16 protein-coding genes and 5 pseudogenes are annotated in these 13872 nt (G+C 48.3%); 12 read left to right on the forward strand and 9 right to left on the reverse strand.

Going from position 1 to position 13872, the window contains the following annotated elements; translation table 11 throughout:
* Positions 1-177 precede the first annotated feature (177 nt).
* Positions 178-492, reverse strand: a pseudogene (locus IQ230_RS24705) (IS6 family transposase); the annotation flags it as partial.
* Between the two features lie 168 nt (positions 493-660).
* Between IQ230_RS24705 and IQ230_RS24710 the strand changes: the two are divergent.
* Positions 661-1065 carry a YidH family protein gene (locus IQ230_RS24710; RefSeq protein WP_193934864.1) on the forward strand — a complete coding sequence of 135 codons (405 nt, stop codon included), beginning with the start codon at positions 661-663 and terminating at the stop codon, positions 1063-1065.
* Positions 1066-1075: 10 nt separating this feature from the next.
* On the opposite strand, the gene IQ230_RS24715 is transcribed toward IQ230_RS24710, so the two are convergent.
* Positions 1076-1480 carry a YidH family protein gene (locus IQ230_RS24715; protein ID WP_193934865.1) on the reverse strand — a complete coding sequence of 135 codons (405 nt, stop codon included), beginning with the start codon at positions 1478-1480 and terminating at the stop codon, positions 1076-1078.
* Between the two features lie 132 nt (positions 1481-1612).
* Here IQ230_RS24715 and IQ230_RS24720 point away from each other — a divergent pair, with 132 nt between their 5' ends.
* The gene (locus IQ230_RS24720) at positions 1613-1783 is read left to right on the forward strand and encodes a hypothetical protein (RefSeq protein ID WP_193934878.1); all 171 of its coding nucleotides are present in this window, start codon (positions 1613-1615) and stop codon (positions 1781-1783) included.
* Here the strand turns inward: IQ230_RS24720 and IQ230_RS28050 are convergent.
* From IQ230_RS28050 to IQ230_RS24735, 3 genes are all read right to left on the reverse strand, one after another.
* Positions 1747-2031: an NAD-dependent epimerase/dehydratase family protein gene (locus IQ230_RS28050; RefSeq protein ID WP_407646713.1), complete on the reverse strand. Its 285-nt coding sequence runs from the start codon at positions 2029-2031 to the stop codon at positions 1747-1749. The genes IQ230_RS24720 and IQ230_RS28050 overlap by 37 nt on opposite strands.
* Before the next feature lie 138 nt (positions 2032-2169).
* Complete coding sequence (cls, locus tag IQ230_RS24730; RefSeq protein WP_193934867.1) at positions 2170-3639, reverse strand: cardiolipin synthase; 1470 nt, start codon at positions 3637-3639, stop codon at positions 2170-2172.
* A gap of 367 nt (positions 3640-4006) precedes the next feature.
* Entirely contained in the window at positions 4007-4198 is a 192-nt protein-coding gene (locus tag IQ230_RS24735; protein ID WP_193934868.1) for a hypothetical protein, read from the reverse strand.
* Between IQ230_RS24735 and IQ230_RS24740 the strand changes: the two genes are divergently transcribed.
* Positions 4199-5134: a formylglycine-generating enzyme family protein gene (locus IQ230_RS24740; protein WP_193934869.1), complete on the forward strand. Its 936-nt coding sequence runs from the start codon at positions 4199-4201 to the stop codon at positions 5132-5134. It abuts the gene before it with no gap.
* Between the two features lie 210 nt (positions 5135-5344).
* On the opposite strand, the gene IQ230_RS24745 is transcribed toward IQ230_RS24740, so the two are convergent.
* Entirely contained in the window at positions 5345-5545 is a 201-nt protein-coding gene (locus IQ230_RS24745; RefSeq protein WP_193934870.1) for a hypothetical protein, read from the reverse strand.
* Positions 5546-5694: 149 nt separating this feature from the next.
* On the opposite strand from IQ230_RS24745, the gene IQ230_RS24750 reads away from it, so the two are divergent.
* Complete coding sequence (locus IQ230_RS24750) at positions 5695-6396, forward strand: bile acid:sodium symporter family protein (protein ID WP_193934871.1); 702 nt, start codon at positions 5695-5697, stop codon at positions 6394-6396.
* Between the two features lie 59 nt (positions 6397-6455).
* On the forward strand, positions 6456-8123 hold the full coding sequence (locus IQ230_RS24755; RefSeq protein WP_193934872.1) for a sulfatase-like hydrolase/transferase: 1668 nt from the start codon (positions 6456-6458) through the stop codon (positions 8121-8123).
* A gap of 189 nt (positions 8124-8312) precedes the next feature.
* Here the strand turns inward: IQ230_RS24755 and IQ230_RS24760 are convergent, their stop codons facing one another.
* From IQ230_RS24760 to IQ230_RS28055, 3 genes and pseudogenes are all read right to left on the reverse strand, one after another.
* Complete coding sequence (locus IQ230_RS24760) at positions 8313-8642, reverse strand: transposase (protein ID WP_228055314.1); 330 nt, start codon at positions 8640-8642, stop codon at positions 8313-8315.
* Complete coding sequence (locus tag IQ230_RS27115; RefSeq protein ID WP_228055316.1) at positions 8639-8827, reverse strand: transposase; 189 nt, start codon at positions 8825-8827, stop codon at positions 8639-8641. Before IQ230_RS27115 ends, IQ230_RS24760 begins: the two co-directional genes overlap by 4 nt.
* 10 nt (positions 8828-8837) lie before the next feature.
* Positions 8838-8948 (reverse strand): annotated as a pseudogene (locus tag IQ230_RS28055) (hypothetical protein); the annotation flags it as partial.
* 56 nt (positions 8949-9004) lie between these two features.
* On the opposite strand from IQ230_RS28055, the gene IQ230_RS24770 reads away from it, so the two are divergent.
* The 7 genes and pseudogenes from IQ230_RS24770 to IQ230_RS24795 all read left to right on the forward strand — a co-directional run bounded on the left by IQ230_RS24770 (position 9005) and on the right by IQ230_RS24795 (position 13652).
* A complete protein-coding gene (locus IQ230_RS24770; RefSeq protein ID WP_193934873.1) occupies positions 9005-9229 on the forward strand; it encodes a hypothetical protein in 225 nt (74 codons plus the stop codon).
* A gap of 321 nt (positions 9230-9550) precedes the next feature.
* Positions 9551-9607, forward strand: a pseudogene (locus IQ230_RS27560) (twin-arginine translocation signal domain-containing protein); the annotation flags it as partial.
* Positions 9586-9702, forward strand: a pseudogene (locus tag IQ230_RS27125) (Photosystem Q(B) protein 1); the annotation flags it as partial. The pseudogenes IQ230_RS27560 and IQ230_RS27125, both read left to right, overlap by 22 nt.
* A 33-nt stretch (positions 9703-9735) precedes the next feature.
* A complete protein-coding gene (locus tag IQ230_RS24780) occupies positions 9736-10980 on the forward strand; it encodes a sodium-dependent bicarbonate transport family permease (RefSeq protein ID WP_193934875.1) in 1245 nt (414 codons plus the stop codon).
* 553 nt (positions 10981-11533) lie between these two features.
* Positions 11534-12536: pseudogene (locus IQ230_RS24785) on the forward strand (IS630 family transposase).
* A 39-nt stretch (positions 12537-12575) separates the two neighbouring features.
* Positions 12576-13046: a DUF4158 domain-containing protein gene (locus IQ230_RS24790; protein ID WP_193934876.1), complete on the forward strand. Its 471-nt coding sequence runs from the start codon at positions 12576-12578 to the stop codon at positions 13044-13046.
* Between the two features lie 372 nt (positions 13047-13418).
* Entirely contained in the window at positions 13419-13652 is a 234-nt protein-coding gene (locus IQ230_RS24795; protein ID WP_193934877.1) for a transposase, read from the forward strand.
* Positions 13653-13872: the final 220 nt, after the last annotated feature.

Raw genomic sequence — 13872 nt, forward strand, 5'->3', positions numbered from 1 at the left:
GGTGTCGGAGACTGAGCAAAGATTATGAGGTTTTACCTGCCACTTCTGAGGCGATGATTCAAGTTGCGATGATTCGTCTTATGTTGAGACGATTGGTATAGTCTTTGACTTTTCAGACATCCTCTAAAGATAAAACTGCAAACAAAGCAGTTGTGAAATTCACACTCAGGTACTCAGTGAGTCACTCAGCACAAAATCAATCGTGTTGCCAGCAGAATCAACTGCTCGATACAAATATTTCCACTTGCCTTTGATCTTAATATAAGTTTCATCCACTCGCCATGAATCATTAGTGAAGTGCAGATGTGAACGAGTGCGTTTTTCAAGTTCTGGAGCATAAGCCTGTACGCATCGATATACTGTTGAATGGTCAACACTTAACCCTCTCTCGGTCATCATTTCTTCCAACCGGTATGAAAGCGGATATCGAAGATACCAACGGACGCATAGCAGGATGATTTCTGGTTGGAAGTGCCGCCACTTGAAACTGATACAATAAAGGGGTAAAACTGTTGAACTAAGTCGGACAGTAACCTATTCAACTCGTCCGCTTAAGTAAGAAAGAGTGGGTTGCTAAAGGAATTTATTACATGACCTAGAGAAGGGATTGCCAAATTTTATTTAATAGAAGGTTAACCAGTTTTTCAGTAAATCACCACCATGCAAGTTCCTCAATCGAGTGGTCAATCCTCTAACTCCAACACAGAACTGGCAAAAAAACGCAACCGAGCCGCAGCAGAACGAACGCTGATGGCGTGGATACGGACTAATCTTGCCTTAATTAGTTTTGGATTTGGCATTGACCAAATTGTCGCAGCGCTGAATAGTGCTGTAAATATTGATAACCCGATACGGCTTTCGTGGTTTTTGGGTCTATCTTTCATTGCCTTGGGAACTGGGGCGACGTTGGCGGTGGCTGTGCAACATCGCCAAGAGCTTCGTCATATTCAAAAAGAACACTATACTTACGTTCCGGAACGATCCATTAGCTTAATTGTGGCAAGTGTACTATTTGGCATCGGTCTACTGGCATTTGTTGGCATTTTGCTCAAAGCTTGGGATTAACAGCACTAAGTCAGAGCGATCGCACCAACACAATAATGGCTGAAATCATCCCAAACAACACAACTGCCGTAGTTGCGGTGAGTATCACGGGACGGCTCGACATTAAAATATAGTCTTCACGTTGAAGCGATCGCGTCGAAATTTTATACTGCCAAATCGCCAGTGCCAACAAGCCTAATCCTAGTGCCATGATGCTCAATCCTATTACACGGGACACTTGCTCGCTCAGGCGGGGGACGGCATCAGGAAAAACTTTCAACAGGGCAGCAAAGATGCGGTCAACGGTAATGCCAAGCCCCAGCAGCGTTAAACAGGGTTCGATCCATGCTAGTAAGGTGCGTTCAGCCGCCGCACGATTGCGCTGATTTGCTAGTTCTGTAGTGGTACTTGTAGGTGGTGTGGAGGAAGGAGACATCTATAAGCTGCTGGGGCAGAACTCGCTCAAGGGGTATAATTTAGGTGGTCAATAATAGTATTATTAACGTAATTAAGTAAATAGTAAAACCCGTTGCATGATCCAGAGCTGTATTCACACCAGGAAATGAGTATGACCAATGATGAAAGTGACTTAACAGCATTGGAATCGACCAAAGCACCGGAGGGGAAACCTTACAGCATTCTGTTCATTCTCACCGATCAGGAACGCTACTTCCGTTCGGACGAATCCCATCTGGATACACCTTACCGAGTCGCAAACGCTTGCAGCGTTGATGCGTAACATTTACAAATTACCACATTAACTCTGCGGTTTATACGCCATCGCGCTCTGTTATTTACACCGGGCAGCATATCCAACATACCCGATGAAATAATATATTTCTTAAAAGTTACTTCAAGGAGAGAACGGCAGTCACTAGGTTTATGAGGCGATCGCAATACTAATATTACTTCGTGGGGTTCGTGTTCGAGGAGGTGGACTAAATTAGATCCTACCTCTCCAGTCGCTCCGATAATTACCATTCTCATTATTAATTATATTTTTGTTTATCTCTAAATTGTATTTTTACAATACTATACAAAAAATGTTAGAGTCGCAGATAAACTATAGTTATTTGAAAATGCAATTTAGGTATTTTAGGGGAGAAATTTGATTAAAACAATTAGCTAGAGGATTGGTGCTAACAAACGAGATACTCTAACAGATAGCCTAAACCACAAAGGCTTTTGCTGATATTTAGAAAAGTTAATTAGACGCGAAGCATTCAAATCATCTAGCAGCATTTTCTTAACACTTTCAACAAGATCGGGGGCAATTGCACCTCGCTCACGCTCGGATCTAATCGCAAAGGTCATCACTTCAAAATTTAAAAAGAAGGAGCGATTATCAAGATTAACCGTACCGACACCGGCAAGGGTGCGATCGCACAAAATGATTTTTTGGTGCATAAACCCAGAGCGGTAACGATATAATTTAATCCCTACCTCCTGTAATTCAGCATAATAAGAAAAAGAACATAGATAAACGAGTAAATTATCTGGACGATTGGGCAGTATAATTCGCACATCAACACCCCGTACGGTAGCTAGCTTTAGGGCATTGAGAGTAGAATCATCAGGAACAAAGTAAGGACTAGCGATCCATAACCTGTCTTGCGCTGAATTGATTAAATTGAGAAAAAACAAAGAACAAACTGCCAGTTGATCGGCAGGTCCTGTCGCCAGCACAAATGCAGTTTGGTTGTCGCTATGATTTTCTGTTAATTCCCACGACACCTCGGGAAATTCTTTAGTTGCCCAATACCAATCTCTCAGAAATGTTCTTTGCAAGTATTTAACAGTAGGACCTTGAAGTTTTAAGTGAGTATCTCGCCAAGAGCCAAAATGAGGATCTTTTCCTAAATACTCATCGCCAATATTTAATCCACCTACAAAACCCGTTTGTCCATCAACTACAAGTATCTTACGATGGTTGCGAAAGTTTAGTTGAAAACGGTTGCCTTTGCCTTTAGTACTACGAAAACTACTAACGGCTATCCTGTTTCGACGCAGAGATTTAATATAAGAACGGTTGAGATTATAAGAGCCTAGAGCATCGTAAAGCAGATAGATTCTTACGCCCTCATTAGCCTTGGCAATTAATGCATCTTTGAACTTATTGCCAATTCCATCATCGTGAATAAGATAAGATTGTAGCAGAATATAATGCTTGGCTTGGGCGATCGCCTCCAACATTTGATTATAAGTTTGCTGACCGTTAATTAACAGTTCAATAGCGTTATTAGACGTAAAAGATGAGTCACTAAGTTTAATAGCAAGCTTTTCTACGGTAGCTAACTCATTGGGTAATATAGCTTTAAATTCAAGTATTTCGTCGTAGGCATGATGGGCTAAATCTTGATGTTCTAAATAAGCTCTCCGTATTGCTTCGCTATATCCTCGAAATCTACTCCTACCGAAAATCCAATACAAGGGAATTGCTACCCAAGGAAAGGTAATCAAAGAAATTCCCCAGGCGATCGCACCTCCAGAGGAACGGACATTCATGACCGCATGAGCAGCATTAGCGATCCCTAAGAGATGAACTACTAATGATACTACGCTATAGACTGAGAGAAAGTTGATTGTTGATGACATTTGAATCAGTTATCGACTCAAAACTTGATTTATATAAAGGATGGAGCGAGTGAGAAAACAATAATTACCTTAGACATGTCTGCCAACCATCGACAGCGCTTAAAATTTAAATAACTTAAAGATTTAAGGGTACATTTTTATTGATATGCTGGCTAGTGCGCCGAGTTTTTCCAGGCAACTGCGGCGAGGGCTGAGAGACAATTCGCTCCTGCTAAGGCAGTCCCGCGATTTCGCTCACAGTATGAGACATAAATAAAGCTGTCTTTATTAGACCTAGGACAGGTTGACTGGATTTGTAGTTATTTTCAGCTTACTACGTGTCCTTGTACTTGTCCCAAACTTAGTGTAACCTGAGTTCCTATCAGCATCATCGGCATATGGCACGCCGTGCGCCGCCAACCGGACTGCGTGGCTTGCGATCGTTTAAACAAGTGTGCGCCACGTATCTGCCGAAACGGTGATGGAGTGCAGCCCGAAGTACACGAGAGGCATGGGGATGATGGAGCAGCCAGCGACAGCACTGACGTACAACGTGTCCCAGGGATCGCCGCCAAAGCACATGGTGTGGGTTCCCGGTGGCACGTTCTTGATGGGATCGAATGACTTTTATCCCGAAGAACGCCCAGCACATCGCGTCACCGTCGATGGCTTCTGGATGGACGAGCATCCCGTTACCAACGCCGAATTTCTCCGCTTCGTGAAGGTCACCGGCTACCACACCGTGGCCGAGCGTACGCCCAACCCCGATGACTACCCCGACGTTGATCCGGCGCTGCTCGTGCCCGGCTCGCTAGTGTTTTGCTGTCCACAACAGCGCGTCAGCCTCCGTCGCTACCAGAACTGGTGGGCATATGTTCTGGGCGCGTGCTGGAATCACCCGGAAGGAGCAGGCAGCACGCTTCATGGACGTGACTGTCACCCCGTCGTGCATATCGCGTCTGAGGATGCCGAAGCGTATGCGCGGTGGGCGGGCAAGGCACTGCCGACCGAAGCCGAATGGGAGTTTGCCGCGCGTGGTGGTTTAGAGGGTGCCGCGTTTGTGTGGGGCGACGAGTTCGCGCCGCAGGGCCGTATGCTGGCGAACACGTGGCAGGGCGAGTTTCCGTGGCAGAACTTGCGAACCGACGGCTACGAAGGCACATCGCCGGTTGGCACATTCCCGTGCAACGGCTACGGGTTGTACGACATGGTCGGCAACGTGTGGGAATGGACCAGTGATTTCTTCACGCTGCGCCACCCTGAGGAAGTGGCAAAAGCGTGCTGCATTCCACGCAACCCGCGCGTCATGTCGTCGGCGCAGAGTTATGCGTTCGGTCAACCCAGTTCACACATTCCATGCAAGGTACTCAAAGGCGGCTCACATCTATGCGCACCCAACTATTGTTTGCGCTACCGTCCGGCGGCGCGCCAAGGTGAAGCAATCGATACCTCAGCCTGTCACATCGGCTTCCGCTGCATCTTGCGAATGTCTACAGGAACAATCGAAGACCGTTAGGAATAGGAAAACGCTATGGGCTGTTTATTCGCCATCTTTGCCGGTTTATTCCCACGCTTAGGAATATTCCTGATTTGGCTGGCGCGTCCGGTCTTGTTCACTGCTGCCTTTGGCGGCTTCTTGTTATGACCGATCTTGGGCATCATCTTTCTGCCGTTTACCACGCTGATGTATGTGCTGCTTTGGACACCGGTTATTGGCATTGGTTCACTAGGCTGGCTCTGGCTGCTGCTCGCCCTGCTGATCGACATCGGCGGATGGGGCAGCACGGGCTACGCAAACCGTAATCTTTACGCTCGCAGGCGCAGGTAAACAACAACCGGAACTGCGCAGAATGCGTCCGACACCAACACGTACGACAGCGCGGTTCCGCTCTTCGTCGCGATCAAATCGTATTTGCGAGGTCGTCATACTGGGGAACACACATGTTCGCATTTTTCCAATACTTGACCAATATTGCGGTTCCCATTTATGTGTTCGCCACGATGCTGAACGTTGGGTTGACTCAAAAGCCAACGACGATCGTGCAGTATTGGAGGGATTAGCGGTTTGTGCTTAAGATGTTGCTTGCCAATTTTATTCTAGCACCGCTCGTCATGATCGCGCTGCTGAACGTTGCGTCGTTTGAGCCGGTGCTCAAAGCGGGCCTGCTGCTGTTCGGCCTTTGTGCCGGCGCGCCGTTTTTGATCAAGTTGACCCAAACGTCAGGTCATGATTTGGCGCTTGGAGCAGCAACCATGCTGGTGCTGATGGCGATCACCGTGATCTATGTGCCGATCGTGCTGCCGCTGTTGTTGTCGGGCATCAGTGTGGACGCCTGGGCGATTGCGCGGTCCCTGCTGCTGCAAATGATCCTACCGATCGTCCTTGGCATGATCGTCGCGAAATGGCTGCGCGATCTCACCAGAACTGTACAACCGTGGATCGCCAAGTTGGGTAACTATGCGTTGTACGTCGTGCTTGCTGCCACGTTGATCGGCTACTTCCCCAACATGCTCGACATCATCGGCACAGGCGCGCTCTTCGTTGCGATCGCTTTCGTCGTTGCAGCGTTCGGGATCGGTTACGGGATGGGCAGCGGCCAGGACCACCTGCAAGATGTTGGCGGGTTGGCTACCGCACAGCGCAATACTGCTGCCGGTTTGATCGTCGCCACGCAGAACTTTAGCAATCCCAATGTGCTGGTGATGCTTACGCTTGCCAACCTGCTAGGCCTGATCCTCTTGCTGGGGATCGCCAAGTTGCTCAGCCGCGACAACTAAGGTGCACAACGTGCCGATGTAGCCCCACCCTCAATAAAACGCTAGTTAAGGAGAAGCCAATGACCACGAACACCAACAATTGCGCCACCAACCGCCCGAACATTCTGATCTTGTGCATGGATCAATGGGATGCCACGATGGCGGTGCCTGACGTAGTACAGTTCCCGGCGATGAAACGGCTGGAAGCACAGGGTACGCGCTTTGAGCGTAACTATTGCACCGTGCCGATCTGTACGCCGTCGCGCTCCACCATGTGGACGGGCGTGCATGCCAAGCACACCGGCTTGTGGGACAACACCAACTTCGCCTGGATCGGAGAACTGACGAGCGAAATTCCAACCATTGGGCACATGCTGCGTCAACAGGGCTACTACACCGCGTTCAAGGGCAAGTGGCACCTGAGTGAGGTGGAACAAAGCGAAGACACACTTGAACGCTACGGCTTCGCCGATTACCAGCAATGGGGCGATATGTTCGGCGCACCGCTCCAGGGCGCACAACTCGACGGCACGGTGGCTTTTGAAACGGTAGATTGGCTCGAAACCAAGGCTCCGTCGCTCGATCAACCCTGGCTGCTGATCAGCAGCATGGTGAATCCGCACGATGTCATGTTCTTCCAATCCGATCCAATCGAGCAGCCGGAACCAAACGGCGCGATGAATGGTTTACAAACTACCAAGCAGCGGCTAGGCTGGTTCGAGCAGCAGTGGGATGTGACGCTACCGCCCAACTTCGCTGACGATTACGCGCTCCAACCGCCTGGCGTGCGCAACTATAAGCAGGTCATCGACCAGAACTACGGGCGGGTGCCCGACAACCGAGAAGACTTATGGCTGGAACGGCGGAACTACCTGATCAATTGCATGCGGCTAGTGGATTCGGAGTTCGGCAAAATTTTGGATGTGCTGGATCGCCGAAACTTGTGGGATAACACCGTGGTGCTGTTGATAAGCGATCATGGCGAAATGAACGGCGCGCATCGCATGGCGCAAAAGGGCGCGATCGCCTTTGACGAGGCGGCGATTAGTTATCTGACGGCAGTGGTGCCGGGCGGCGCACAAGGAAAGCGCACGGTGGCGGTATCCACGTTCCTCGATCTCGCGCCGACCCTGCTGGAGTTCGCGGGCTTGGGTGCAGACGGGATTAAGGAGCGCTACCCCCACCTCAAGGGGCGCAGCATGCGATCCGTGATGTTCGATGCTTCGGAGGACGGCCCACGCGGTAGTGTTCGCGCCCCCGGCGACGGTGGATTGTTCTGCTGGGATGGGCTGAACATGCTCGATCCGGAGTGGACTGCTACGGGCGCGCTCAAGGAACTGACCAACATGGGCAGCGGGCCACGCGCGCCCAAAGATGAGCTGATGGAGAGTATGAAGGAAGCCGGGCAACAGTTCGGCGCGCCGGATTGGAGCAAGCGCAACTTTTTCCGCACTGTGGTGGATGGGCAGTACAAGCTGGTGCGTTGGTTCAGCCCCCAAGAATTTGGCAATCCCGCAACGCTGGATGAATTGTATGCGACGAGCGATGTTGGGTTGTACGATTTGGTCAACGATCCGGGCGAGCTGGACAACATCGGCAACCAGAACCATCCGAACTACGATCCGCAACTTGTGGATCGGATGCTGACTAAGTTGAACGCGCTGGTCGAGCGCGAGATCGGCGACGACCGGTGCCCGTTCGACCTGGATATGTTCGGTACGCGCGAGGTCAAGTATCGCAAGAGGTAGTTAGCCACGCATCACAGCTATGTGCAAAAACAGGGATCCTTGCTACCAGCAGTCGCCTTGGCATCTCAGTTAATTTTTGCTAGCTTCTTTGGATTTTTAGGTTTGTTCCTGGCTCTACCGCTGCCGGTTATAACTCAGGTTTGAACTAAGGAACTATTAATCAAGGATGTACTCAATAAGTGGTAGGTTTTATCTTTTAACTAACGTTACTTGCGGGTAGCGTTGTTGCAGAGCGGTGCAGATAGTATCTGGGTGATAGCCGTGGTCAAGCAGGATGGTAATCTTGGGAATGTTGACGGGCTTGGCTTGAAAGTAGTCGAGATTGTTGCTCAACAGTTCAATCAATCCCCGATCATCGCTCACGTTGGCAGGAGTGCAGTGCGTGAAAAATGGTAATCCCAAGCTATCGACCGCGAGATGTCGTTTAATCCCATTGATGCATTTGTAATGGCAGAATCCTTTGGTTTCGACACTGGCATTGCAGCTATTCTTCACTGCTTGCGAATCGATGATGATCAAAGTTGTCCACTTAGCTTTTTTTTCACCTGCTCACGCACTTGTCCATGTAAGACGTTCATCAGTTTCTCAATCACACCTTCACTGCGCCACTGCTTGTAATGCCAGTAGACCGTCGAGTAAGGGGGCAGATATGCAGGGCAAGTCTTGCCAATTGCAACCATTCTTGAGCTGATAGAAGATGCCATCGAGAATTTCTCGCTTGCTCCAGTTGGACGGTCTTGTCTGCTTCTTAGCTGGCAGGAACTGAGGCAGTAAGGGTTCAAGGATTTCCCACTCCTGGTCTGTTAGGCTGCTCGTGTACGGCATGGTGGCTGAATCAGGCTTTTGCAATCACCTTACTTCATCGCAGTAAAAGATGTCAAATGGGTTCTATAGAGGCATCGGGTACAGCAGCCGCCGGCTCTGGAGACAATATTAATGACGCCCAAGCCAACTGCGATTGGCAGCGCCATCCAACGCAATTTGGGAAGTGCAGTCATAGAAAGCCCTTCTTAATAACAACGTATAGAGAAAATTCTGCGATCGCAATTTACATTGACCAGAGATATACGAGTTTTCTGAGAATAAAAGGAAAACTTATGATTTGAATTTGACATTTCCATGTAGAGCGATCGCAAATTTGTGCGGATTTTAAGATAAACTTAAGCACATAGATTTATATATATATAGATTCGGATCTTAATAGATCTTGATATATGGGATGTGCTGCGGGACAGCGACACCTTCCAGCCCCGTTCGGAGAGCGGCCACCTCTGAACATCCTGTAGACGTGTATTCGCGTAACACCTGTGCTGTAGGGATGAAGCGCTGCACCCCTGCTTTCTTCAACTTTTCAAAGCTCACTTATCACAATCACCACACCTCATTTGAGGTGGCGGAAGGGGGTATTCATGGCAAATTTCTCTCGCATGACTCGTCGGAACTTTCTGTACACCGCAGGGGCTTCCGCAACCGGCTCTATCTTCATCTCTGGTTGGTCGTGTTTCCCTCAGTCTGCATCTGGTTTGCGGCTTTGGGGGTGAGTACGATGGCGTTTAACCTGAATGTTTTTAACTTTAATCACTTAAGTCTCTGATCAAGGAGGAATTACAAAGTGGATTTCTTGTCCGATTTCTTGACGAAATTCGGGGCGCAGTTGCAGTCCCCGACACTCGCCTTTCTGATTGGTGGTATAGTCATTGCCGCCCTCGGTAGCAAACTACAAATTCCAGATGCGATCTATAAGTTCATCGTCTTCATGCTGCTCATAAAAGTCGGCTTGAGCGGCGGCATTGCGATCCGCAATTCCAATATAGCGGAGATGCTGTTGCCCGCGCTGTTCGCCGTGGTAATGGGTATCCTTATCGTGTTCATCGGGCGCTACACGTTAGCCAAGATGCCGAAAGTCAAAACCGTGGATGCCATTGCGACCGCGGGCTTGTTCGGTGCCGTGAGTGGCTCTACCCTCGCCGCCGGCATAACGGTACTGGAAGCGCAAGGCATCGAATACGAGCCCTGGGCCGGCGCACTCTATCCCTTCATGGACATCCCAGCGCTCGTGACTGCGATCGTCGTGGCCAGCATTTATCTCAGCAAGCGGGAGCATCTCAGCCAGCAGCGCCGTACCGCAGACGCATCTTTCAGTACCGCAGACGCATCTTTCAGTACCGCAGACGCATCTTTCAGTACCGCAGACGCATCTTTCAGTACCGCAGGCGCGTCTTTCAGTACCGCAGGCGCGTCTTTCAGTACCGCAGGCGAGTATCCCAGCAAGCCGGAGTATCCCACCAGCAGGCAGGAGTATCGCAGCCAGCAGCGCATTACCGCAAGCGGGTATCCCAGCAAGCCGCGCGAGCGGGTCAAAATATGGCCCATCGTGAAAGAAAGCCTCGAGGGCTCTGCCCTATCGGCACTGCTACTCGGCCTCGCTCTAGGCCTGCTAACTCGGCCGGAAAGTGTCTTTGAAAGCTTCTACGAACCCCTCTTTCGCGGCCTGCTTTCGATACTGATGCTGGTAATGGGTATGGAGGCCTGGTCAAGGATTGGCGAGCTGCGCAAGGTGGCCCAGTGGTACGCCGTATATGCTTTGGTGGCGCCGCTGCTGCATGGGTTTATCGCCTTCGGTCTCGGCATGATTGCCCACTACGCCACGGGGTTCAGCCCTGGCGGCGTTGCGCTCCTGGCCATCATTGCCGCCTCCAGTTCAGACATCTCAGGGCCGCCCACTTTACGAGCCGGTATCCCGTCGGCTAATCCCTCCGCCTACATAGGCGCGTCCACAGCCATCGGCACGCCGGTTGCAATTGCCTTGGGAATACCGCTCTTCATCGGGCTCGCCCAGGCGCTGATGGGCAGCTGATCCCAGACGGGTCACGGTCTGCCGGTGCTCCCCTGGCTCGGCGACCAACGCGGTAGCTATGTCAAGGTCTGCGTTGTCTCCATTCAACAGCCGCGTGGCTCATAGGTCTGGGCCAATGACTTCTTCGCCGGCGCCAACGACCCGCGGGCACGAAACACGGTCACCAAAAAGCTGGGGTCATGCCCCGGCTTTTTTGGTTTGATCGGCTGGGTTTTGACAGCAATTCTCATTTTGGCAAGAAGCTGTTCAAGCACTGGGAATCCCAGTATGGTAATGACATTTGAGAGACCATACAGTAGTCCAGCAATTCTCATTTTGGAAATTCAACTGCTATTGGGAGGGATCTCTAGCTCAAGTCCCTGGAGCATGAAGGTGAGCAGATGATCCCAATTGTCGAAATACAGATACTGGGTTAAAGCCCGCAAATCATCGAAAAAGGTCTTGCGTGGTCTGCAGATGCGCTCGCAGCCGTTTATAAGTACATATGCAAAATTAATTACACAAAATAGAAGAAGAGTTAGAATCAGGATTGGTGAGAGTCAAGTGAAAGTTAATGCAGCAATTGGTTAAAAATCTGAGTCCAGAAACAGAAAAAATGCTCAGGAGGATTCAAAAAGGAAGTAAGCATTATCAAGTCAGGCAAAGAGCACATTGCATCCTGTTAAGTGATGAAGGTTTTACGATTGAACAACTAGTAAAAATTTTTCAAGTCAGTCGAAAAACGATCTACAACTGGATAAGTGCGTGGTTGAACAACAAATTAGTGGGATTATATAATCAACCAGGACGTGGCAGAAAACAAACTTTTACTCCCGACCAAAAAGAGCAAATTAAACACTGGGCTAAACAAACACCAAAAAATCTTAGGCAGGTGCAAACACAAATCAAAAAACAATGGGGAATTACGGTCAGTATAGACACAGTTAAGCGAGTTTTAAAAGCTATGTTTATGAGTTGGAGACGATTAAAAAAGAGATGTTGTGGAGAACCAGACCGAATTGCATATGTCCAAAAGCAGCAACAGCTAAAAGAACTGAGAAGGTTACATGACAGTGGTGAGATTGATTTAAGGTACTTAGATGAGACAGGTTTTTGTTTATTACCTTATGTTCCTTATGCATGGCAAGAAAAAGGAAAAACAGTTGAATTAAAAAGCTGTCAATCGAGAGCGGTTAAATGTTTTAGGAATACTCAATCAAGATAACGAATTAGAAGCTTATATATTTGAAGGTAAGATCACAAGCGAGGTCGTCATTGCTTGTCTTGATAAGTTCTGCCAAACCATTCAAAAGAAAACCGTGGTAGTTATGGATAAAGCCTCATTCCATTGCAGCCAGAAGATTAGAGCAAAAATCGATGAGTGGCAAGATAAGCACTTAGAAATTTTCTGGCTACCTGCCTATTCCCCACAACTAAATCTTATTGAAATACTTTGGCGTTTTATGAAATATGAATGGATAAACATAGATGTCTATGATAGTTGGGTAAGTTTAGTGACTTATGTTGAAAAAGTGCTGCGCGAATTCGGCAGAGACTATGTAATTAATTTTGCTTGACTACATATCTTTCCTGCAATTTAGTCCCCCTAGTCTAGAGTGTCATCTATAGAACGCACCGCTTATCCCAGATTTAAGCGCCACTTTACCACCAAAGAATTTGCAGAAATTTATACTCCTACAAAAGCTGAAATTACTTTTGGCTATGCATCTACACAAGGGCAAACTCACTTTTTCAACTTGATAGTTTTGTTAAAAACGTTTCAACGGCTTGGCTATTTCCCCAAGCCATCTGAGATTCCAATCAAGATAATTAATCATATTCGTAGTTGTCTCAAACTTCCAGAAGAAATCGCTTTTGGATATGACAACTCCAAAACAATGTATCGGCATCGCGGCAGCATTCGCGAATATCTTAAAGTAGCTGCTTTTGATAAGCAGGCACGGCATTTAGCAGCGAAATCCGTATATGAATCAGCATCAGTCATGGATAATCCAGCTGATTTAATCAACGTGGCAATTGCTGAATTAATTAACCACGCTACGAATTGCCTGGATTTAATACCCTAAATCGATTGGTACGTCGTGTCAGATATCTAGTCAATCAAAAGCTTTTTGCTCAGGTAATTATGCAGCTTCAACCAGATCGTATTCAGCGATTGGAGGAGCTTTTAGACAGTCACCAGGTAGAACGTCGTAGCCCCTATAATCACCTCAAGCAGCTCCCCAAACGTCCGACTCGCAATCATCAAGAGCGATCTAATCGCTCATCTAAGCTGGCTGGAAACATTAGGAGACATTAAACCGATACTAGCCAATATTACGGCTGCTAAAATTCACCATTTTGCAGCAGAAGCTAAAGCTTTAGATGCTAGGGAAATAAAAGATTTTACACTGCCTAAGCGAATCACACTGCTCTTATGTTTGATTTACTCGGCTGGGGTGCAAACCAGAGATAATTTAGTCGAGATGTTTCTCAAACAAGTACGAAAAATTCATCACAAGGGAAAGGAGGAATTACAGCGACTGCAACAACAGCATCAAGACACCACTGAAAAACTAATCGGCGTTCTCGCTAATATTTTACAAGTCTTTGTGGATGAGCCAACAGACCCAGAAGTAGTTCCTAGAGTCAATCAAGTATTGACTCCAGCTGGAGGAGTCCAGCAATTTTGAATGAATGTGAGACGATTAATGCTTATAAGGGGAATAATTATCTCCCCCTAATCTGGCGATTCTATAAGAGTTATCGCTGGACATTTTTTAGATTATAGCCTTACACAATCAGATTAGGACGTTATTATAGGGGCAGAGGAGAGTTGAGGAAGTGCCCATGCCCGCCCCCTACAGTTACGACCTGCGCCGCAAAGGCTGGCGGCAGTGAAACACGGCGAAC

Origin of the sequence: Gloeocapsopsis crepidinum LEGE 06123 (genome assembly GCF_015207655.1) — a bacterium.
In the GTDB taxonomy this organism is placed as follows: Bacteria; Cyanobacteriota; Cyanobacteriia; order Cyanobacteriales; family Chroococcidiopsidaceae; genus Gloeocapsopsis; species Gloeocapsopsis crepidinum.

Bases quoted from the DNA above. Each gene is read 5' to 3' on its own strand.
- IQ230_RS24710 (WP_193934864.1), top strand. From the start codon at position 661: ATGCAAGTTCCTCAATCGAGTGGTCAATCCTCTAACTCCAACACAGAA.
- IQ230_RS24715 (WP_193934865.1), bottom strand. From the start codon at position 1,480: ATGTCTCCTTCCTCCACACCACCTACAAGTACCACTACAGAACTAGCA.
- IQ230_RS24720 (WP_193934878.1), top strand. From the start codon at position 1,613: ATGACCAATGATGAAAGTGACTTAACAGCATTGGAATCGACCAAAGCA.
- IQ230_RS28050 (WP_407646713.1), bottom strand. From the start codon at position 2,031: ATGAGAATGGTAATTATCGGAGCGACTGGAGAGGTAGGATCTAATTTA.
- cls (WP_193934867.1), bottom strand. From the start codon at position 3,639: ATGTCATCAACAATCAACTTTCTCTCAGTCTATAGCGTAGTATCATTA.
- IQ230_RS24740 (WP_193934869.1), top strand. From the start codon at position 4,199: ATGGTGTGGGTTCCCGGTGGCACGTTCTTGATGGGATCGAATGACTTT.
- IQ230_RS24745 (WP_193934870.1), bottom strand. From the start codon at position 5,545: ATGACGACCTCGCAAATACGATTTGATCGCGACGAAGAGCGGAACCGC.
- IQ230_RS24750 (WP_193934871.1), top strand. From the start codon at position 5,695: ATGTTGCTTGCCAATTTTATTCTAGCACCGCTCGTCATGATCGCGCTG.
- IQ230_RS24755 (WP_193934872.1), top strand. From the start codon at position 6,456: ATGACCACGAACACCAACAATTGCGCCACCAACCGCCCGAACATTCTG.
- IQ230_RS27115 (WP_228055316.1), bottom strand. From the start codon at position 8,827: ATGGCATCTTCTATCAGCTCAAGAATGGTTGCAATTGGCAAGACTTGC.
- IQ230_RS24770 (WP_193934873.1), top strand. From the start codon at position 9,005: ATGGGTTCTATAGAGGCATCGGGTACAGCAGCCGCCGGCTCTGGAGAC.